21 protein-coding genes are annotated in these 18652 nt (G+C 68.0%); 10 read left to right on the top strand and 11 right to left on the bottom strand.

Translation table 11 applies throughout. The annotated features are described in order from the left end of the window. The first annotated feature begins 5 nt into the window (after positions 1 to 5). From rpsE to rplO, 3 genes are read left to right on the top strand one after another with little or no spacing between them, the layout of a single operon-like run. Positions 6 to 686, top strand: coding sequence for a 30S ribosomal protein S5 (gene rpsE, locus G6N55_RS12560; protein WP_085224597.1), 681 nt, complete (start codon positions 6 to 8; stop codon positions 684 to 686). Further along, positions 683 to 865, top strand: a complete 183-nt coding sequence (gene rpmD, locus G6N55_RS12555; protein WP_085224595.1) for a 50S ribosomal protein L30 — start codon at positions 683 to 685, stop codon at positions 863 to 865. Before rpsE ends, rpmD begins: the two co-directional genes overlap by 4 nt. Further along, a complete protein-coding gene (rplO, locus tag G6N55_RS12550; protein ID WP_085224593.1) occupies positions 862 to 1305 on the top strand; it encodes a 50S ribosomal protein L15 in 444 nt (147 codons plus the stop codon). Before rpmD ends, rplO begins: the two co-directional genes overlap by 4 nt. On the opposite strand, the gene G6N55_RS12545 is transcribed toward rplO, so the two are convergent. Further along, positions 1302 to 1901 (bottom strand): TetR/AcrR family transcriptional regulator, encoded by a 600-nt coding sequence (locus G6N55_RS12545; protein WP_085224591.1) that lies wholly within the window; start codon positions 1899 to 1901, stop codon positions 1302 to 1304. The genes rplO and G6N55_RS12545 overlap by 4 nt on opposite strands. Before the next feature lie 95 nt (positions 1902 to 1996). Between G6N55_RS12545 and G6N55_RS12540 the strand changes: the two genes are divergently transcribed. Next, a complete protein-coding gene (locus tag G6N55_RS12540) occupies positions 1997 to 2905 on the top strand; it encodes an alpha/beta hydrolase fold domain-containing protein (protein WP_085224589.1) in 909 nt (302 codons plus the stop codon). Here the strand turns inward: G6N55_RS12540 and G6N55_RS12535 are convergent, their stop codons facing one another. Further along, on the bottom strand, positions 2906 to 3832 hold the full coding sequence (locus G6N55_RS12535; protein WP_085224587.1) for an LLM class flavin-dependent oxidoreductase: 927 nt from the start codon (positions 3830 to 3832) through the stop codon (positions 2906 to 2908). It lies immediately after the preceding gene. A 39-nt stretch (positions 3833 to 3871) separates the two neighbouring features. Between G6N55_RS12535 and sppA the strand changes: the two genes are divergently transcribed. Beyond that, positions 3872 to 5674: a signal peptide peptidase SppA gene (gene sppA, locus G6N55_RS12530; RefSeq protein WP_085224585.1), complete on the top strand. Its 1803-nt coding sequence runs from the start codon at positions 3872 to 3874 to the stop codon at positions 5672 to 5674. Here the strand turns inward: sppA and G6N55_RS12525 are convergent. From G6N55_RS12525 to G6N55_RS12515, 3 genes are read right to left on the bottom strand one after another with little or no spacing between them, the layout of a single operon-like run. Beyond that, positions 5671 to 6585 (bottom strand): class I SAM-dependent methyltransferase, encoded by a 915-nt coding sequence (locus G6N55_RS12525; protein ID WP_085224583.1) that lies wholly within the window; start codon positions 6583 to 6585, stop codon positions 5671 to 5673. The genes sppA and G6N55_RS12525 overlap by 4 nt on opposite strands. A 20-nt stretch (positions 6586 to 6605) precedes the next feature. Beyond that, complete coding sequence (locus G6N55_RS12520) at positions 6606 to 7520, bottom strand: class I SAM-dependent methyltransferase (protein ID WP_085224581.1); 915 nt, start codon at positions 7518 to 7520, stop codon at positions 6606 to 6608. Continuing rightward, complete coding sequence (locus tag G6N55_RS12515) at positions 7517 to 8467, bottom strand: class I SAM-dependent methyltransferase (protein WP_085224579.1); 951 nt, start codon at positions 8465 to 8467, stop codon at positions 7517 to 7519. Before G6N55_RS12515 ends, G6N55_RS12520 begins: the two co-directional genes overlap by 4 nt. Positions 8468 to 8599: 132 nt before the next feature. On the opposite strand from G6N55_RS12515, the gene G6N55_RS12510 reads away from it, so the two are divergent. Next, positions 8600 to 9364 carry an SDR family NAD(P)-dependent oxidoreductase gene (locus G6N55_RS12510; RefSeq protein ID WP_085224638.1) on the top strand — a complete coding sequence of 255 codons (765 nt, stop codon included), beginning with the start codon at positions 8600 to 8602 and terminating at the stop codon, positions 9362 to 9364. Further along, on the top strand, positions 9361 to 10593 hold the full coding sequence (locus G6N55_RS12505) for a zinc-dependent alcohol dehydrogenase (RefSeq protein ID WP_085224577.1): 1233 nt from the start codon (positions 9361 to 9363) through the stop codon (positions 10591 to 10593). The genes G6N55_RS12510 and G6N55_RS12505 overlap by 4 nt, the downstream gene beginning before the upstream one ends. On the opposite strand, the gene G6N55_RS12500 is transcribed toward G6N55_RS12505, so the two are convergent. After that, the gene (locus tag G6N55_RS12500) at positions 10590 to 11381 is read right to left on the bottom strand and encodes an enoyl-CoA hydratase/isomerase family protein (RefSeq protein WP_085224575.1); all 792 of its coding nucleotides are present in this window, start codon (positions 11379 to 11381) and stop codon (positions 10590 to 10592) included. The genes G6N55_RS12505 and G6N55_RS12500 overlap by 4 nt on opposite strands. 32 nt (positions 11382 to 11413) lie before the next feature. After that, positions 11414 to 12058: a class I SAM-dependent methyltransferase gene (locus tag G6N55_RS12495; protein WP_372517576.1), complete on the bottom strand. Its 645-nt coding sequence runs from the start codon at positions 12056 to 12058 to the stop codon at positions 11414 to 11416. A gap of 75 nt (positions 12059 to 12133) precedes the next feature. Here G6N55_RS12495 and G6N55_RS12490 point away from each other — a divergent pair, with 75 nt between their 5' ends. Next, a complete protein-coding gene (locus G6N55_RS12490; protein WP_085224573.1) occupies positions 12134 to 12985 on the top strand; it encodes a helix-turn-helix transcriptional regulator in 852 nt (283 codons plus the stop codon). Here the strand turns inward: G6N55_RS12490 and G6N55_RS12485 are convergent. The 4 genes from G6N55_RS12485 to G6N55_RS12470 are packed head-to-tail and all read right to left on the bottom strand — an operon-like array spanning position 12982 to position 16557. Then, positions 12982 to 14013, bottom strand: coding sequence for an NAD(P)H-dependent amine dehydrogenase family protein (locus G6N55_RS12485; RefSeq protein WP_085224572.1), 1032 nt, complete (start codon positions 14011 to 14013; stop codon positions 12982 to 12984). The genes G6N55_RS12490 and G6N55_RS12485 overlap by 4 nt on opposite strands. Next, a complete protein-coding gene (locus G6N55_RS12480) occupies positions 14010 to 14927 on the bottom strand; it encodes an MBL fold metallo-hydrolase (RefSeq protein ID WP_085224570.1) in 918 nt (305 codons plus the stop codon). The genes G6N55_RS12485 and G6N55_RS12480 overlap by 4 nt, the downstream gene beginning before the upstream one ends. Further along, positions 14924 to 15580 (bottom strand): L-fuculose-phosphate aldolase, encoded by a 657-nt coding sequence (locus G6N55_RS12475; RefSeq protein WP_085224568.1) that lies wholly within the window; start codon positions 15578 to 15580, stop codon positions 14924 to 14926. Before G6N55_RS12475 ends, G6N55_RS12480 begins: the two co-directional genes overlap by 4 nt. Next, a complete protein-coding gene (locus G6N55_RS12470) occupies positions 15577 to 16557 on the bottom strand; it encodes an NAD(P)-dependent oxidoreductase (protein ID WP_085224566.1) in 981 nt (326 codons plus the stop codon). Before G6N55_RS12470 ends, G6N55_RS12475 begins: the two co-directional genes overlap by 4 nt. A 30-nt stretch (positions 16558 to 16587) precedes the next feature. Here G6N55_RS12470 and G6N55_RS12465 point away from each other — a divergent pair, with 30 nt between their 5' ends. Both G6N55_RS12465 and G6N55_RS12460 read left to right on the top strand, forming a co-directional pair. Next, positions 16588 to 17949 carry a xylulokinase gene (locus tag G6N55_RS12465; protein ID WP_085224634.1) on the top strand — a complete coding sequence of 454 codons (1362 nt, stop codon included), beginning with the start codon at positions 16588 to 16590 and terminating at the stop codon, positions 17947 to 17949. A gap of 34 nt (positions 17950 to 17983) precedes the next feature. Further along, the gene (locus G6N55_RS12460) at positions 17984 to 18649 is read left to right on the top strand and encodes a GNAT family N-acetyltransferase (RefSeq protein ID WP_085224565.1); all 666 of its coding nucleotides are present in this window, start codon (positions 17984 to 17986) and stop codon (positions 18647 to 18649) included. The last annotated feature ends 3 nt before the right edge of the window (positions 18650 to 18652 follow it).

Here is an 18652-nt window from a genome sequence, read left to right as displayed (position 1 = left end):
GCATAATGGCGGAGCAGTCCGCTGGGGGGCAAGGCGCCCCGGACGGCCGCGATTCCCGCGACTCCCGTGACGGGCGGGGTCGGCGCGACGGCGGCGGTGGCCGCGGCCGCGACCGCGACCGCGACGGCGACAAGAGCAACTACCTGGAACGGGTCGTCGCGATCAACCGTGTCTCCAAGGTGGTCAAGGGTGGTCGGCGATTCAGCTTCACCGCTCTGGTCATCGTGGGTGACGGCGCGGGCATGGTCGGCGTCGGCTACGGCAAGGCCAAGGAAGTTCCGGCCGCGATCGCCAAGGGAGTGGAAGAGGCGCGCAAGGGCTTCTTCCGGGTCCCGCTGATCGGCGGCACGATCACGCACCCGGTGCAGGGTGAGGCGGCAGCGGGTGTGGTGCTGTTGCGCCCGGCCAGCCCGGGTACCGGTGTGATCGCCGGCGGTGCGGCGCGTGCCGTGCTGGAATGCGCTGGGGTGCACGACATCCTGGCCAAGTCGCTGGGCAGTGACAACGCGATCAACGTGGTGCACGCCACGGTGACCGCGCTCAAGCTGCTGCAGCGCCCGGAAGAGGTGGCCGCTCGCCGCGGTCTGCCGATCGAGGATGTCGCCCCGGCCGGGATGCTGAAGGCGCGACGCGAAAGTGAAGCGCTGGCCGCCAGTGCCGCGCGCGAAGGAACGGCACAGCAATGAGCCAGCTGAAGATCACCCAGGTGCGCGGCACCATTGGGGCGCGCTGGAAGCAGCGCGAGTCCCTGCGCACGTTGGGGCTGCGAAAGATTCGCCAGTCGGTGGTCCGCGAGGACAACCCCCAGACCCGCGGGCTGATCGCGGTGGTGAGCCACCTGGTTGAGGTGGAGGAGACCAAATGACCATCAAACTGCACGACCTGAAGCCGGCCCCCGGGTCGAAGAAGGCGCGCACCCGCGTCGGTCGCGGTGAGGGCTCCAAGGGTAAGACCGCCGGCCGTGGTACCAAGGGCACCAAGGCGCGCAAGAACGTGCCGGTCACCTTCGAGGGTGGTCAGATGCCGATCCACATGCGGCTGCCCAAGCTCAAGGGGTTCAAGAACCGGTTCCGTACCGAGTACGAGATCGTCAACGTCGGTGACATCAGCCGGCTGTTCCCCGAGGGCGGTGCCATCGGCGTCGCCGAGCTGGTTGCCAAGGGAGCGGTTCGGAAGAACTCGCTGGTGAAGGTCCTCGGCGACGGCGACCTGGCCGTCAAGGTCGAGGTGTCGGCGCACAAGTTCAGCGGCAGCGCCCGCGACAAGATCACCGCCGCCGGCGGCTCGGCCACCGAGCTCTCCTAACGCTGCGGTTCCGCCCCCGCGTCCATTAGTGCGGAGGCGGTACTGAGCGCGGAATCTAGTGCTGCGCTTCGGGTTTCGCTCTGCTCGGGCATGCCGCGCGAGATCAGGACCGATCCGACCATCAAGGCGACGATGCTCCATGCCCGTTGCCGGCGGTCGGATTGTTCTCCGTCGAGCAGCTCGGTGATCCGATCGATCAGTGCGATCATCTTGCGCTGGTAGGCCTCTTTGACGGGCGGTTCGGCGCGGGACACGTCCGCGCTCAACGCGGGCATCACGCACCCACCAGCCACATCGTGGCTGTGATCGGTGTTCATGTATCCCTGGAGAAAAGCGATCATGTGCGCCCGTGCCTCGGCGTGGGTCATCGCACCCGTGTCCGTGACGAACGGTTCGCCCAGTCCCGCCTCGACGACGGCCTCGAGAATCGCGGTCTTGTTCGGGAAGTTCGAGTAGAACGCGCCCGACGTCACGCCCGCCGCGGCGGCCAGCCCGTCGACGCCGACGCCGTTGAATCCGCTCGTCTTGAGCGAGCGGGTACCGGCGCGCACCAGGGCGTCGCGCGCGCGTGCCTTCTGGCCTGGTGGGTATCTCACTGGTCCCGCCCTTCTGCTTGACGCTCACCCCAGCATAGGATAACGTCCGTTACGATAACGACCGTTATTCAATAAATCCAGTGAGAGGCACCCCAATGGTCAGCACGCAGGCGAAAGAGTTCGCCGAATTCTTCGGCGCTCTGAGCGCGCGGTCCGCCAACCCCAATTTCGACCTGAACACGGTGCGCGACGTCATCGAGACGATGCATCTGGCCACCAAGGAACCCGAGGGCGTGACGTACGCCGAAGTGGACGCCGGCGGGGTGGAGGCGCTGTGGTGCATTCCCGTCGATGCCGACCAGGACCGGGTGTTGCTGCACAGCCACCTGGGCGGCACCGTGGTCGCGTCCATGTACTCCGACCGCAAGGCCGCGGCGCACATCGCGAAGGCGGCGGGCACGCGCGCCCTGGTACTCAACTTCCGGCGCTCGCCGGAAAACAAATTCCCCGCCCAGATCGAAGACGTGCGCAACGCCTATAACTGGCTGATGGCCCAGGGGTACCGGCCGGAAAACATTGCCAGCGTTGGGCATTCGGTCGGCGGCAACTTCGCGGTCGGCCTCGCGCTCGCCCTGCGCGATGAAGGAGCCGCGCTGCCGGGTGCGATCGTGTCGATCTCCCCGTGGGTCGATCTCACGATGACGAACGAGACCTACACCACCAATGCGGAGCGCGACCGGCTGCTGTCCCGTCCGCTCGCCGAGTTCTTCAGGTCCTGCTGGCTGGACGACACCGGCGTGGGCTTCGACGACCCGCGGGTGAGTTTGATTGCCGCGGATCTGTCCGGGCTGCCGCCGACCGCGGTGTTCTGGGGTGGCGACGAAGTACTCGCCGGTGAGGACGCCGAATTCGCCCGTCGCATCGAAGCGGCCGGAAACGACGTCCTGGTGCGCGAGGTCGAAGGCGGCCAGCACTCCTTCATCCTCGCCGCGGGCTGGGTGCCCGAGGTCGACGAAGCGATCGCCGAGATCGGCGAATGGCTGCGCAAGAAACTGGGGAGCTGACTAACCGAGCTGCGGAATCACTTCCGCGACAAGGCGTTCCATCTGCTCGCGATTTTCCGGGACATCGAGGCCGAGCGGATTGAGCAGCAGTGACTGTGCTCCGGCGTCGATCACTTCCTGGAGTCCGCGGGCGACGTCGTCGGGTGTGCCCGAGACCGGGAACGAGTCGATGCCGGGCATGTCGCCGTAGAGGCGATGCAGCCCGTCGAGCACCCGCTCGCGGGCGCGCGCCGCATCGTCGTCGACCATCAGGTAAACGCGCTTGCTGATCGGAAAGAGCGCGGGATCCTTCTGCTGTGCGTCGAGCTCGCGGTGCACGATCGGGACGACTCCGGCAAAGGATTCGGTGCTCGCCGCGCCCGCGCCCATGAATGCGTCACCGAGGCGCACCGCCCGGGCCACGGCCTTGGGGGCCATCGCGCCGAACCAGATCGGCGGGTGCGGGCGCTGTACCGGCTTGGGCGAAAACGGGAGGTTCTCGACGGTGCGGAACCGGCCGTGGAAATCCACCGTCGGCTCGTCGGACCAGGCCGCCTTCATCAGGCTCAGCCCCTCGGTGAACCAGGAGATGAAGGTGTCCTTCTCGACGCCGAATGCGGCGAGCGTGACCCCGCCCCGCCCCGGTGCGACACCGATATCCAGCCGGCCGTGGCTGATCCGGTCGACCGTCGTCACCGCCGAGGCCAGCTGAAGCGGCTCGTGCTGCGACGCGACCAGGACGGCCACCCCCAGCCGCAAACGCTGCGTGAACGCCGCGCAATAAGACAGCAGCTCCAGCGGAGCCAGCATCGGCGAACGGCCGATGGTCTGCTCGAGCGTCCAGATTCCCTCGAACCCGAGTTCTTCGGCCCGCTCGACGAAGGAACGCAGCCCATCCCGGTCGAAGACCTCGTAATCGAACTGGGGGATGGCGATCGAGAACCTCACGAACTCACCCTACGGGCGCCGATCGGTACGCTGCAGAGCATGTTCGCCTTTTTGCCTTCGCTGCCCGGTGTCGACGACGTGCGTGCCCTGGCCGGCCGCGTCGACACGGCTCGCCACCACGGCGTCCCCAATGGCTGCGTGCTCGAATTCAACCTGCGTTCGCTGCCGCCCGAGACGGCGGGCTTCGACCCGATGGCGCTCGTCACCGGGGCGCAGCGGCCGATCACGCTGCGCCAGGCGGTCGCCGCGATCCACCGCGCCACCGAGGATCCCCGGGTCGCCGGGCTGATCTCCCGGGTGCAGCTCGCGGCCGCGCCGCCGGCGGTGGTCCAGGAGCTGCGCGAGGCGATCGCGGCGTTCAGTGCGGTCAAGCCGTCGCTGGCCTGGGCCGAGACCTACCCGGGCACGCTGTCCTATTACCTGGCCTCGGCGTTCAGCGAGGTCTGGATGCAGCCCTCGGGCACCGTCGGGCTGATCGGCTTCGCGAGCAACGCGACCTTCCTGCGCACCGCGCTGGACAAGGCGGGAATCGACGCCGAATTCGTCGCGAGGGGCGAATACAAGTCGGCGGCAAACGTTTTCACCGAAGAGGGTTTCACCGAGGCCCATCGCGAAGCGGTCACCCGGATGCTGGAAAGCCTGCAGGACCAGGTGTGGCACGCGATCGCCGAGTCTCGCAAGATCGACTCCGCCGCGCTCGACGCGCTGGCAGACCGGGCTCCGCTGCTGCGCGACGACGCGGTGTCGTCCGGGCTGGTCGACCGCATCGGCTTCCGCGATCAGGCCCACACGCGGATCGCGGAATTGGTTGGTGTGGAAGGTGTTTCGCCCGACGAAGACGACACCGGGGCCGACCCGGAGAAGCTGACGCCGCGGCTCAACCTGACGCGCTATGCCGCCGCGTCCCGATCGCGGCTGGTGCCGCCGGCACCACCGATTCCCGGCCGCCGCCCCAAGCCCACCTTCGCGGTGATCACGCTGCAGGGTCCGATCGTCAACGGCCGCGGCGGGCCCCAGTTCCTGCCGTTCGGCAACTCGAGCGTGGGCGGTGACACGATCGCGGCGGCGCTGCGGGAGGCGGCGGGCGACGATTCGGTGTCGGCGATCGTCCTGCGGATCGACAGCCCCGGCGGCTCGGTCACGGCGTCGGAGACCATCTGGCGCGAGGTGGCGCGGGCCCGCGAACGCGGCAAACCGGTGGTGGCGTCGATGGGCTCGGTGGCCGCGTCCGGTGGTTACTACGCCGCGATGGCCGCCGACGTGATCGTGGCCAACCCGGCCACGATCACCGGTTCGATCGGTGTGATCACCGGCAAGCTGGTGTTCCGCGATCTCAAGGAGCGCTTCGGCGTCGTCTCGGATGCGGTGCGCACCAACGCCAATGCGGACGCGTGGTCGACCGACGTGCCCTTCACGGCGCAGCAGCGCGCCGATCGGGAGGCCGAGGCGGACCTGATCTACGACGACTTCGTGCAGCGCGTCGCCGAGGGCCGCAACCTCAGCACCGAGGCCGTCGACGCCGTTGCCCGGGGGCGGGTGTGGACCGGAGCCGACGCCCTCGAGCGTGGCCTGGTCGACGAGCTCGGGGGTCTGCGCGCCGCGGTGCGCCGCGCCAAGGTGCTGGCCGGTCTGGATGAGGACGCCGAGGTCCGGGTCGTCAGCTTCCCCGGATCCTCGCTGCTTGCGCTGGTGCGGCCCCGGGCGTCCTCGCAGCCGGCCGCCGCGTCGCTGCCGGACGCGCTGGGCGCGCTGCTCGGGCGCACCGTCGCCGCGATCGTGGAGAACCTCGAGCAGGCGGTCAGCGGTGCGAGCGTGTTGTGGCTGGGGGAGTCGCGCTTCTAGCCGGCGAGCCGGCCGCTGATGAAGATGATCTCGCCGAGCGGATCGTCGTTTTCCGGCGGCGGGACGTCCAGGCCGTTGCGGCCGAACAGTTCCGTTCGCGTCACGCCCTCGACACTCCAGCCCTTGGTACCCAGATAGTCGACGACGTGGTTGCGCTGCCCGGCGTACACCAGCGACGCCATGTCGATGTCGACGCCGTGTTCCCGGAAGGAGCCCGACATCTCCCGTACCCGATCGGCGTCGAAATCCACAATGCCCGGCACGAATTCGGTGGCGATCGTGCTGCCCGGCGCGGACAACGCGGTGATGTTGTCGAACAACCGGTCCTGGGCGTCGGGCGGCAGGTAGATGAGCAACCCCTCGGCCAACCACGCGGTCGGGGTGGCGGTGTCGAACCCGGCGGCCCGTAGTGCCGCCGGCCAGTCCTGGCGCAGGTCGATCGGAACGGTGTGCCGGGTCGCGGTGGGCTGGGCCCCGATGCCGGCCAAAGTGGTTGTCTTGAACTCGATTACCTGCGGCTGGTCGATTTCGTAGACCACCGTCTCGGCGGGCCACGGCAACCGGTAGGCGCGCGAGTCCAACCCGGACGCGAGGATCACCACTTGGCGCACCCCGGCGGCGCTGGCGTCCAAGAAGTAGTCGTCGAAATACCTGGTGCGCACCGCCATTCCGTCGACCATCGACTGCATGCGGACCGGCGTGGCGTTCTCGATGGCCGAGAGGTCGAGCTCACCGTCCATCATCTTGGTGAAGAAATCCACCCCGACCGCGCGCACGAGTGGTTCGGCGAACGGATCGTTGATCAAACCGCGGGGATCCTTCGTCGCCATGGCACGCCCGGTCGCCACCATCGTCGCGGTCGCGCCCACGCTGGACGCCAGATCCCAATTATCGTCGTGTGCACGAGGCATGAGACGACCCTAGCCGCGCCCTAGTTCAGGGTTGCGGCGACATAGCTCATGTCGCCAAAGGCGGCCGTCATCTCGTCCGACGGGAACTCAAATCCGTTGCGGGCATACAGCTCTTTGGCGGAATGCGCCGTCACCTGCCAGTCGTGCGTGGCCAGGTAGTCCACCACGACGCTGCGTTCGCCCTGGTAGAACAGATCGGCCGCGTTGAGGTTGAAACCGAAGCTGCGCCACCGGTCGCTGATCTGCTGCAAGCGCTCGTTGGTGAACGCATTGGGGTCGGGCACATGCTCGGTGGCCACGCGGCTGCCCGGCGCGCTCAGGGCGGTGATGTGGTCGAACAACCGGTCCTGGGCCTCGGGCGGCAGGTAGGGCAGCAGGCCTTCCGCACTCCAGGCGGTCGGCTGCGTGACGTCGAAGCCGGCGTCGGCCAATGCCGCGGGCCAGTCATCACGCAGGTCGATTGCGACCGTGCGGCGCTCGGCGCTCGGCGCGGCGCCCAGGCCGGCCAGTGTGTCGGTCTTGAACGCGATCACCTGCGGCTGGTCGATCTCGTACACCACGGTTCCGCTCGGCCACGGCAGCCGGTAGGCCCTGGTGTCCAGGCCGGATGCCAGGATGACGGCCTGCTTGATACCGGCCTTCGTCGCATCCAGGAAGAAGTCGTCGAAAAACCTGGTCCGCACCGTCATCTGATGAATCCGCGCCTGGCGGTTGAGCAGCGCGTCGTCCTCGAAATCGATCTTGCCGTCGATGACGCGCACGAAGACGTCCAGCCCCACCGCCCGCACCAGCGGATCGGCGTACGGGTCGTCAAGCAGCGCGTCGGGCCCCTGCGACGCAACAGCGCGAGAGGCGGCGACCATGGTGGCCGTCGCTCCCACGCTGGACGCCAGGTCCCAGGTGTCGCCTTCGGTGCGTCCGGTGTCTGCTGTCATTTCTTCTCCAGAGTGCCGCTGGTGTAAAGGATTTCGCCCATCCGCATGTCGTCGTCCTCGAGCGGCTCAAAGCCGTTGGCCGCGAACAACTCCCGGATGCTGCTGCTGGCCAGGCGCCAGCCGCGGTCGGCGAGGTATCCGACCGCTTCGTTGCGGTCGCCAAGGTAGACCAGACCCGCCATGTCGAGATGGAAACCGTGGGCGCGCCAGCGCTCGGCGATGGTCTGCATGCGCTCGCGCATCTTGTCCTCTTCACCGGGCTCGGGGTTCGGCGCACTCTCGGTGGCCAGCCGGCTGCCCGGCGCGCTGAGCGCGGTGATGGTGTCCAGCAGACGGTCCTGAGCATCGGGTGGCAGGTAACTGAGCAGGCCCTCGGCGCTCCATGCCGCGGGCTGGGCCGGGTCGAAGCCGGCGGTGCGCAGCGCGGTGGGCCAGTCGTCGCGCAGATCGATGGCCACCACCCGGCGGTCGGCGCTGGGCGCGGCGCCCAGGTTCGCCAGCGCCTTGGTCTTGAATTCGATGACCTGTGGCTGGTCGACTTCGTAGACCACGGTGCCGGCGGGCCACGCCAACCGGTAGGCGCGGGAGTCGAGTCCGGACGCCAGGATCACAACCTGCTTGATACCCGCCTTCGTGGCGGCGGTGAAGAACTCGTCGAAGAACTTGGTACGCACGGCCATGTTGTCGGCCATGCGCGACATCGCCCCGGCCGATCCCGCTGCCCCGTCGTGAACGTCGTTCAGCTCGGCAGGATCCAGTTCGCCACTGGCCAGCTGGGAGAGGAGGTCGACGCCGACGGCCTTGACCAGCGGTTCGGCGAACGGATCGTTGATCAGCGGACGCTCGGCCCGGGTCGCGATCGCGCGCGCGGCCGCGACCATCGTGGCCGTCACCCCGACGCTGGACGCCAGGTCCCAGGTGTCGCCCTCGTATCTGGTGGAAGTCATTGGTTGCCCCCTCTATCGGATGTATTTAGCTTACCTTCGCTAATACTTAGCCAATATAACAAGCTTCCACCACTGTACGCTTCCCGCGATTCGGGGCAACCTTGACGAATGGCGTACGCAACGCCCTTCGGCATGGCCGGGAAACGGGTGCTGATCACGGGCGCTTCCTCGGGCCTGGGGGCGGCCCTGGCGCGGCGGCTGGCCGCACAGGACGCGGTGGTGGGCCTGATCGCCCGGCGGCGCGACCGCCTCGGCGAGGTGCTGGCGGATTGCCGGCGAACCTCGCCGGCCTCGGCGATGTGGGTGGCCGACCTGGGCGACACCGCGGCGGTCGGGGAGCTTGCGCTGCAGGCCTGGGATGGTCTCGGCGGCATCGACGTGCTGATCAACAATGCGGCGATCCCGAAGCGCCGGCGCGTCACCGAACTGGAGCCCGACGAGGTCGAGGACGTGATGCGGGTGAACTTCTTCGCCCCGATGCGCATGACGCTGGCCGTGCTGCCGCGAATGCTGGCGCACGGCTCGGGCCTGATCGTGAACGTGTCGAGCGTCGGCGGACGGCTCGGAATCATCCACGAAACCGCTTATTGTGCAAGCAAGTTCGCGCTGTGCGGGTGGAGTGAGGCGATGGCCGTGGACCTGCACGGCAGCGGGGTCGCGGTGAAACTGATCGAGCCGGGCCCGGTCGACACTGAGATCTGGGATCAGCCGGGCAGCGAGGATCCGCTCTACCAGGGCCCCAAGGTCGCCGCCGAAGAAGTGGCCGACGGCATCATCGACGCGCTGGGCAGCGACCGATTCGAGCACTATGTGCCCGACATGAAGGCTGTCGTCGACGCCAAGAACGCCGACCTCGACGCCTTCATCGCCGGGGTGGCCGGGATGGCGCCCCGATGAAGGCGCTGGTGTACGGGGTGACACCGGAGCCGTTCGAGGTCCCCGGCGATGCCAACACGTTGACCGTCAACCTGGCCCGCACCCCGACCGCCCTGCGGGCGGTGCCGGATCCGCAACTGCCACACCAGGATTGGGTGATCACCCGGCCGCGATTGACGGGGATCTGCGGGTCGGACTCCAAGCAGATCCTGATGGATTTCGGCGAGGACGACGCCGACAACGCGATGGGCGGCTTCTGTTCCTTTCCTCAGGTGATGGGCCACGAGGTGGTCGCCGACGTGGTGGCGCTGGGGGCAGGAGCACGCGGACTCGAAGTGGGGCAGCGGGTGGTGCTCAACCCCTGGCTGTCGTGCGGACCGCGCGGGATCGAGCCGAAGTGTCCCGCCTGCGAAAGCGGCGACTACAGCCTGTGCTGGAGCTTCACCGACGGCGATATCAAGCCGGGCATCCACACCGGGGTGTCAGCCGACGTGACCGGTGGATACGCCGAATTGATGCCCGCGCACGACAGCATGCTGTTCGCCGTTCCGGAGTCGATACCCGACGAGATGGCCGTGTTCGCCGACCCGTTCTCGGTATCGCTGCACGCGATTACCCGCCATCCGCCACCCCGCTCGGGCCGGGTCTTGGTCTACGGCGCCGGCTCGCTCGGGTTGTGTGCGGTCGCGATCCTGCAGGCGCTCCATCCCGACGTGGCGGTGGCCGTGGTGGCGCGCTTCGATGCTCAGGGGAAGGTCGCGCGAAAGTTCGGGGCCGCCAAAGTCCTTGCGCACGAACCACGTCTGGCCCTGATCGAAGAGCTCGCCGCCTGGGGCGGCGGCCGGCTGCGCCAGCCACTGCTGGGACTGCCGATGGCCCACCCCGGCGCGGTCGACGTCGTCTACGACACGGTCGGCAAGCCCGAGACCTTCGAGGTCGGCGTAAGGCTGCTGCGCGCGCGGGGGACGCTGGTGAAGGCCGGTGTCCATGCGCCCGGCCGGTGGGAGTGGAGCCCGCTGTACTTCAAGGAGATCGCCCTCGTCGGGTCCAATGCCTTCGGGTTCGAGGAGGTCGAGGGGCAGCGCAAGCATGCGATCGCGCACTATCTCGACTTCGTCGCCGCCGGCCGGATCGACCTGCGGCCCATGCTGACCCACACCTTCACGCTGGACCGTTGGCGTGACGCCTTTTTGGCGATTGCCAACCAGGCCGAAAGCGGCGCCATCAAGGTCGCGATCGACCAGCGCTAACCGCCCGCTCGCCCGGTGTCTGTTTTGTCGAAGAATCGGCCCAGCAATTCGCGAGCTTCCTCCTGGTCCAGACAGGTGTACGAGTTCCACCCCTCCGTCCTCAGCTGATCGTCCAGCGGCTTGCCGATGATCTCCAGGATTGTCTGCTTGGCCGACCGAACCCCGCGCTGGGAGTTGCGCAGGATTTGCCCTGCCAGCACTTCGGCCTCCTGCATAAGTTGTTCGTGTGGAACAACTTTGGCGATCATGTTGCATTGCAGCGCGCGGGTCGCGTCGATGGGTTCCGCGGTGAGGACCATCTGCATCGCCACGCCGACGCCACAGGTGTTGACCAGCCGTGTGATTCCGCCGTCGCCGTGATGGAATCCGCGCCTCGCCTCGAAGGATCCGAACATTGCGCGTTCCGAGGCGACCCGGACGTCGCAGGCCAGCGCGAGTTCGAGGCCACCGGCCAGCGCCCATCCGTTGACGGCCGCGATGGTCGGCTTGAGAATCCGGTGCAGTCCCCGGGTGAGGCCACCGAACCCCATATCGACGATGTCGCGCACCCGGTTCGGTGTTGCGTCCACATAGTTGATCGGCACATACGTCGCAAGGTCGGCGCCCGCACAGAAGGCGTCACCGGCACCGGTCAATATCGCGACGTCGGCGTCGTCGCTGTGCTCGAAGTCGGCCCACACGCGGCAGAGCGCGTCGTGCATGTCCGGCGTGACGGCGTTCTTCGCCTGGGGCCGGTTCAGCGTGACGTAGGCGATTCTGTCCCGAATCTCGTATCCGATCTCGATCATCGGTCAATCTTGCTGCGCCTGCCGGCAACCCGCTAGACGGGTCGGATGGCCTGGTAGAAGCTGAGTTGGCCCACGATCCGTTGCCGCGTGGTGGCGAGTTCGGTGCAGTCGAATCCCGCCGAGCGGAGCAGTCTGGGCACGGCGTCGCCGAGGTTGCCGGCCGCGTGATGGTTGTGCCGGATGCGCCGTGACACCAAGCCGCCGCTGGTCGTGTCGCCGCTGATGTCGACCAGGTGCAGGCGTCCGCCGGGACGCAGTACCCTAAATATCTCGGCCGCCGCCGCCGGTTTCGCATCGTCGTTGATGTGATGCAGCATCATCGACGACAGGACCCGGTCGAATTCGCCGTCGGCGTAGGGAAGCCGTTCGGCGTAACCCTGCTCGAAGCGGATGCCGGTCAATCCGCCGGCCTTCCGCTTCGCGACCGCCAGGATGCGCGGGTCCGGATCGCAACCGGTCACGTCGGCCGAGGGTTGGGCGCGCTTGGCTCGAATCGTGAGATTCCCCGTGCCGCAACCTATTTCCAGGACGTGGTGACCGGCGGCGATATCCGCCTGGCTGACCAGCCGCTGGTAGACGCTGCCCAGGCCCATGAGCCTCGCGATCAAGTCGTATGCGGGCAGGAAAGCTGCGTGGCCAGTGGCGGGCAGGTAGTCATGTGGAGGATGTTTCGTCACAGAAGCCATACTGGACCACTGGCTGACCATAGAATTGGGTGATCATCGCCAAAAATTGGACTATCTTCTGCAATTGTGACGCAAGCAGCTCGGCTGATCGACTACCGCGGCGGTGTGCCGATCTACCAGTATCGGACCGGCCCGGGCGCCTCTCCGGTGTCGGTGCACCGTCACATCGGAGACCTCGGCGAGCGGCGTCGTCACATTCACGATTTCCCGGCCCTGTGGTACGTCCCCGTGGCGGGCCTGGTGTACGTGGCCGCCCCGGGCGAGGTGCTCGACCCGGGGCAGCTGGAACATCTCGAGGCCGGTGTCGCGGTGTTCTTCGATCCCGCCGCGTTGGGTGAGGACGCGCGCTCGCCGTGGCCGGCGTGGCGGGGCCACCCGGTGCTCTTCCCGTTTCTGCACGGGCAGTCCGGTGGGGTGTTGCGGCTCGAGATTCCCGAAGATCGACGATCCTTGTGGGACAACGCGGTCCGTTCGATCGAAACCGAACTGACCGCCCGGCAGGAGGGCCATCGGCAGGCGGCCCTGGCGCACCTGACGCTATTGCTGATCGAGCTGGCGCGGCTGGCCCGCGACGTGGTGGCCGACCTGAAGCGCAGCGGTGAGCCGCTACTGGCCGACGTGTTCGCGGTGATCGAGCGCCGTTACGCCGAGGCGTTGTCGCTGCGCGACGTGGCGGGCGAACTCGGTATGACGCCGGGGCATCTCACCACAGTGGTGCGGCGCCGCACCGGACGCACCGTGCAGGAGTGGATCATCGAACGCCGGATGACCGAAGCGCGCACCTTGCTGGAGGAAACGGATCTGCCGGTCGCCGAGGTCGCCCGGCGGGTCGGGATTTTCGACCCCGGCTATTTCAGCCGGCAGTTCAGCCGGATCCACGGCCTGCCGCCGCGAGGCTGGCGGCTGCGGGCCACCTAGGCCATCGCGCCCCGAGATCCGATGATCGGCAGATCAATTGGGGTAATGACGCCCGGGGGCGCATCGCAGAGGAAGGGTACGGCATTGACCGCCGCGACGGCAGTACTGTCCATCAATACGGTCATCGCATCCTGACCCGGATGGCCGAACCGGATCGTCGCGTCGACGTACGGTTCGCCGTCGATCACCACGCTGAAACCCTCAGGGTCTTCCCATTGGGGATCGAGCGCGTCGCTGCTCATCGTCCAGCAGATCGCCAGCTCGATCACCGGGCGGCCGTTGCGGTAACCGCGGTAGCTGCGGCGTTGACCGCCGGTCGTGCCGGCCGCGTAGTCCGTCCACCCCAGCTGCAAATCCCGTGTCAGAACCGCGTTCTCGACGAATGCCTCCGTCGAGTCGAGCTCGACGCCGAGCATGCCGGCGATCATGTCGAGCGTCTCGAAGTAGCCGAGGCCATACCGTTGGGTCTGTGGATCAATCGATTTCACCCGGCCCCGCGGGGGCTTGCCGAATCCGAGTACCTTCCAGACGTCTTGAACGGGATAGGTGGTGCAGTCCAACGTTTCAACGAGCTTGACGCTGTCCACTTTTCGGCACGCGCCGGTGAGGAAACCGGCGACGACATTGATGAAACCCGGCTCGAAACCCGTGCCCAGGAAGGTCGCGCCGCCATCGTGCGCCGCCGCCTCGAGCGCCGCACGCTCCGTCGGGTGATAGGAACCGGTCAGGAAGTCTCCCGTGGTCACCACGTTGATGCCGCTGCGCAGCAGCCTGGCCACCAGTTCGAAGTCGATGGCGCGCGGCATGTAGTTGACGCAATCCGGTGCCAGCTCGATCAGCGCGTCGACATCGTCGGTCGCGGCCACACCGATCGGGGGACGCTCGCCGAGAACTCCCGCGTCACGGCCGACTTTGTCAGATCCGTAGGCATGGACGCCGACCACCTCGAAATCGTTGCGGTCGATCAGGACACCCAGTGCCCGCTTGCCGATGTTGCCGGTAGACCATTGAATCACCCGATAGGTCATAGCTTTTCGATGTCCAGCCACTCGTCGACTTCGAATTGGTCGGCCACGGTGCGGATCGATGCGCCGCCGTGGCCGGGGTAGTGCGCGGGGATCACGGTGGCGCGCGTCTGCGCGGCCTCGGTGAAGATGCGGTGCCGGGTGGCGGCGGCAGCGGGGGCGTCGACGTCGAAGGCGCAGGGGTCGGCGGGTCGGCGCACTTGCAGCGGGCTGTGCGTGATGTCGCCGACGAACACCGCGGGCACCCCAGCATCCAGCCACAGCACCGAGGAGCCGGGCGTGTGTCCTGCCGCGGCCCGCAGTCGCAGTGACGGGCTGATCAGATAGTCGTCGGACCATTGGACGAGCTGGCCCGCCTCGTCGATCGGCAGCACGCTGTCGGCGAAGACCAGCTGATCGCCGCGCTGCGCGGTGGCCTCTTGCTCGGTGCGCGGCGATCGCCGCGCGACCGGTCCGTCGGGTGCGAAGTAGCGGTAATCGGCTGCGGGCGCGAGATATCGGGCGTTGGGGAACGTCGGTACCCAGGTGTCGTCGTCGAGCATCGTGTTCCATCCGACGTGGTCGGAATGGATGTGGGTGTTGATCACCACGTCCACGGCGCTGCGGTCGATGCCGGCCGACTCCCACCCCGCGAGGAACGCGGTGTTCAGCTGATCCAGCGGCGGCATGTGCGGGCGCTGACGGTCGTTGCCGACGCCGGTGTCCACCACGACGGTCAGTCCGTCCACCTCGACGACCCAGCTTTGCACCGCGATGCGCCATTTCTCGGTGTCGGGATCGAAGAAGTCCGGCACCAGCAGGTCGGCGTTGTGGTGCCATTCGGACGGCGGGGTTTGAGCGAAAGACGTTGTCCCCAACTCGAACTGAAACTCAACGATGCGGGTCACGCAGGCGCGGCCCAGCTGTGCGCGGCTCATAGAGGATTGGCGCGCAGGTAGCCGTAGACGCCGGCGAAGTTGCGGTTCACGTCTTCGGGAATCGGCACCGGCCCACCGAGAGCCCTTGCACCCCAGACAATTTGAGCGGTGCGCTCGACGAGTGCGGTGATATGCAGGACCTTGTCCGGGCGGGGGCCCACCGCGACCAGGCCGTGGTTGGCGATCAGGGCCGCGCCGCGGCCTTCCAGTGCCTTGACGGCGTTACCCCCCACATCGGGTGTGCCCGATGCGGCGTAGTCGGCGCAGCGAACGTCGCCGCCGACGTAGACCGCGAATTCGTCGATGCAGGCCGGAATCGGCTGATGCGCGATGGCGAACATGGTCGCCCAGACGGGGTGACTGTGAATGACGCTGCCGATGTCGTCGAACGCCTGATAGGCCGCCAGGTGCAGCTGCATTTCCGACGACGGCGACCGGCCGTCCTTGGCGTGCTGCACAGCGCCTTGCGCGTCGATCAGCACCAGATCGTCGAGCGCCATGTCGCGATAGTCGACCGACGAGGGGGTGATCACGATGTTGCCGTCGGACCGTCGCGCGGAGATGTTGCCGGCGGTTCCCTCGACGAGCCCGCGGCGCAGCATGTCTTTGGCCGCGTCCAGCACCGCGGCTTCCGGGTTGTCCACGAACTTCATGACCCCAGCACCTCCGGGTTGACGATATGGGCGGGCGTGTTGCCGGATAGCAACGCTTCCAGATCGTCGGCGACCATCTGCGCCTGCCGTGCCTCAGTGTCCCAGGTCGCCCCGCCGATGTGCGGGGTCAGCACGACATTGGGCATGCCCACCAACGGATGATCGGTGGCCAGAAACTCGCCGACGAAATGGTCCAGTCCCGCCGCGGCCACCTTGCCGCCGCGCAGCGCCTCGACGAGCGCGTCGGTGTCGTGCAGTTGCGCGCGGGCGGTGTTGAGGAAAACCACGCCGTCGCGCATGGCGGCGAATTCAGTGGCGCCGATCATTCCCGTGGTGTCGTCGGTGACCGGTGCGTGCAGCGAGATGACGTCGGCCTCGCTCAGCAGTTCGTCGAGGCTGTGCCGGGCTTCGTCGTGATACGGGTCGTGGGCGATGACCCGCATGCCCAGCCCCGTCAGCCGCCATCGCAACGCCCGGCCGACGGCGCCCAGCCCCACCAGCCCCGCGGTGCGCCCCGCGATCTCGGCACCCCTGAACCGCTGATAAGGAATGCCGCCGTCGCGAAACATGTTGCCGCTGCGCACATCCGCGTCGGCGGTCAGCAGGTGGCGGGTGGCGGCCAGCAGCAGGGCCACCGCCATCTCGGCGACCGCGTCGGCGTTGCGGCCCGGCGTGTTCAGCACCGGGATGCCCGCAGCGGTGGCCCCGGCGATGTCGACGTTGTTGGGGTCGCCGCGGGTGGAGGCGATCGCACGCAGACTCGCGTCGAACACCGGCCCGCGCACCGAGTCGCTCTCCACCACAACGACGTCGGCGGCTTCGGCGCCGATCCGTTCGGCCAACTGCTCGGGGCTGTAGATCCGCAGCGGGGTCGCCTCGATCCAGGGGTCGTACACCACATCGGCGAGCTGCCGGAGTTTGTCGAACCCCCGACCACGCAGCGGGGCCGTCACCAGGGCACGCGGTCTTGATGTCACGAATGCCAATGCTGGCGTACGGTGACGCCCGTGTCACGTAACGGCGTCACGATTGGCATCGACATCGGGACCACGGCGGTCAAAGCGGTCGCCGCCGACGCCGATGGCCGCGTGACGGCGCGGGCGCGCATTCCGCATCAGGTTCGGGTGCCGACGCCCAACCGGCTCGAGCACGATGCCGACGAGGCTTGGCGGCGCGGCCCTTTGGCGGCCCTGGATCAGCTGCGCCCGCTGCTTTCCGGGCCCGAGCCCCGCGCGGTGGCCGTTTCGGCGATGGTTCCCTCGCTGACGGCCGTCGACGCCGCGGGCCGGCCCTTCATGCCGGGGTTGCTCTACGGTGACGAGCGCGGACGGGTCGACGGCGATCAGCCGCTTCCCGCGCTGGGCGAAGCCGCCGAGTTCCTGCGCTGGATGGCCGTCGAAGCCCCCGAGGCGGCCGGGTACTGGCCGGCGCCGGCAGTGGCCAACCACGCCCTGGCGGGCGAGGCAGTGATCGACTTCGCCACCGCGGCCACCTCGTACCCCCTGTTCGACGGCACCGGGTGGAACCGGGAGGCGTGCGCCGAACGCGGCGCCACTGCCGCGCAGCTGCCCCGGGTGGAGACGATCGGCGCCGCGGCCGGGCAGCTACCCGGGACCCGAACCGTGCTGGCGACAGGCGCCGTTGACGCGCTGTGTGAGCAGATGGTGGCCGGCGCCGATCGCGACGGCGAGGTGCTGGTGATGTGTGGCACCACGCTGATCGTGTGGGTGACCGTCCCCGAGGCTCGTCAGGTGCCGGGGCTATGGACCATTCCGCACACCAAGGCGCCCAAAAGCCAGATCGGTGGCGCCAGCAACGCCGGCGGGCTGTTTCTGGGCTGGGTGGACCGCGTCATCGGACCCGGTGACCCGGCGTCCGTCGATCCGCGCCGGGTCCCGGTGTGGTCGCCCTACATTCGCGGGGAACGCACACCGTTCCACGACCCGGACCGCCGGGCCGTGCTCGACGGCGTCGATCTCACCCACGGCCCCGCCGCGCTGCGCAGGGCCGCCTACGAGGCATCGGGCTTCGTCGTGCGTCAGCTGATCGAGCTGAGCGGGGCTCCGGTGTCGCGCATCGTGGCAACCGGTGGTGGGACCCGGCTTCAGCCCTGGATGCAGGCAATCGCCGACGCCACCGGCCGGCCCGTGGAGGTTTCCGGGGTGGCCGAGGGCGCGGCGCTGGGCGCGGCTTTTTTGGGCCGCATGGCGGCCGGGCTGGAGACGTCGATCGCCGATGCCGCGCGCTGGGCCCGCACCGAGCGCATCGTCGATCCCGATCGCGCCTGGGCGACCCCGGTGCAGGACCGCTACCGGCGATTCCTGGAGCTGGGAGACTGGCCGTCGCGGGCCTCAGACTCGAGGATCTAGCGCGGTTCCCGGGTTGGCGTTCTAGGCTGGTGCAATGACCGACCAGGACCGCAAAGCCGCCCGGAGAGAGATCGCAGACGCCCTGTTGAAAGCTCTTGAACGCCGGCATGAAATTGCCGACGTCGTGGTGGAGTCGGAAAACAAAGCGGCCGCGGTCGAGGGGATCGTCAAATTGCTCGACACCTCCCACCTCGCCGCCGAAGCGGTGATGGGCATGTGCTTCGAACAGCTCACCATCGATTCGCGCCGCAAGATCCTCGCCGAACTCGAGGACCTGAACAAGCAGCTGAGCTTCACGCTCGGGGAGCGGCCGGCGAGCTCGGGGGAGAGCCTGGAGCTTCGGCCGTTCTCGGCCGCCGAGGACCGCGACCTGTTCGCCACCCGCACCGAGGAGATCGGTGCTGCCGGCGATGGATCCGGCGGACCGGCGGGCAATCTCGACGACGAGATCCGTGCGGCACTGCGTCGCGTCGACGACGAAGAAGCGGCCTGGTTCGTCGCCGTCGATTCCGGCGAGAAGGTCGGGATGGTCTTCGGCGAGCTCGCCCACGGCGAAGTCAACGTGCGGATCTGGATTCACCCCGACCACCGCAAGCGGGGCTACGGCACTGCCGTGCTGCGTAAGTCGCGCTCGGAGCTGGCGTGGTGTTTCCCCGCCGTGCCGTTGGTGGTTCGCGCTCCGGCGGCCAAACCGGCCTGACCG

The organism is Mycobacterium florentinum, from assembly GCF_010730355.1.
Classification (GTDB): Bacteria; Actinomycetota; Actinomycetes; order Mycobacteriales; family Mycobacteriaceae; genus Mycobacterium; species Mycobacterium florentinum.
This window is presented reverse-complemented; position numbering and strand designations above follow the sequence as displayed.

Excerpts from the sequence above, each read along its gene's own strand:
- rpsE (WP_085224597.1), top strand. The coding sequence starts at position 6 with ATGGCGGAGCAGTCCGCTGGGGGGCAAGGCGCCCCGGACGGCCGCGAT.
- rpmD (WP_085224595.1), top strand. The coding sequence starts at position 683 with ATGAGCCAGCTGAAGATCACCCAGGTGCGCGGCACCATTGGGGCGCGC.
- rplO (WP_085224593.1), top strand. The coding sequence starts at position 862 with ATGACCATCAAACTGCACGACCTGAAGCCGGCCCCCGGGTCGAAGAAG.
- G6N55_RS12540 (WP_085224589.1), top strand. The coding sequence starts at position 1,997 with ATGGTCAGCACGCAGGCGAAAGAGTTCGCCGAATTCTTCGGCGCTCTG.
- sppA (WP_085224585.1), top strand. The coding sequence starts at position 3,872 with ATGTTCGCCTTTTTGCCTTCGCTGCCCGGTGTCGACGACGTGCGTGCC.
- G6N55_RS12525 (WP_085224583.1), bottom strand. The coding sequence starts at position 6,585 with ATGCCTCGTGCACACGACGATAATTGGGATCTGGCGTCCAGCGTGGGC.
- G6N55_RS12520 (WP_085224581.1), bottom strand. The coding sequence starts at position 7,520 with ATGACAGCAGACACCGGACGCACCGAAGGCGACACCTGGGACCTGGCG.
- G6N55_RS12515 (WP_085224579.1), bottom strand. The coding sequence starts at position 8,467 with ATGACTTCCACCAGATACGAGGGCGACACCTGGGACCTGGCGTCCAGC.
- G6N55_RS12510 (WP_085224638.1), top strand. The coding sequence starts at position 8,600 with ATGGCCGGGAAACGGGTGCTGATCACGGGCGCTTCCTCGGGCCTGGGG.
- G6N55_RS12505 (WP_085224577.1), top strand. The coding sequence starts at position 9,361 with ATGAAGGCGCTGGTGTACGGGGTGACACCGGAGCCGTTCGAGGTCCCC.
- G6N55_RS12500 (WP_085224575.1), bottom strand. The coding sequence starts at position 11,381 with ATGATCGAGATCGGATACGAGATTCGGGACAGAATCGCCTACGTCACG.
- G6N55_RS12485 (WP_085224572.1), bottom strand. The coding sequence starts at position 14,013 with ATGACCTATCGGGTGATTCAATGGTCTACCGGCAACATCGGCAAGCGG.
- G6N55_RS12480 (WP_085224570.1), bottom strand. The coding sequence starts at position 14,927 with ATGAGCCGCGCACAGCTGGGCCGCGCCTGCGTGACCCGCATCGTTGAG.
- G6N55_RS12475 (WP_085224568.1), bottom strand. The coding sequence starts at position 15,580 with ATGAAGTTCGTGGACAACCCGGAAGCCGCGGTGCTGGACGCGGCCAAA.
- G6N55_RS12460 (WP_085224565.1), top strand. The coding sequence starts at position 17,984 with ATGACCGACCAGGACCGCAAAGCCGCCCGGAGAGAGATCGCAGACGCC.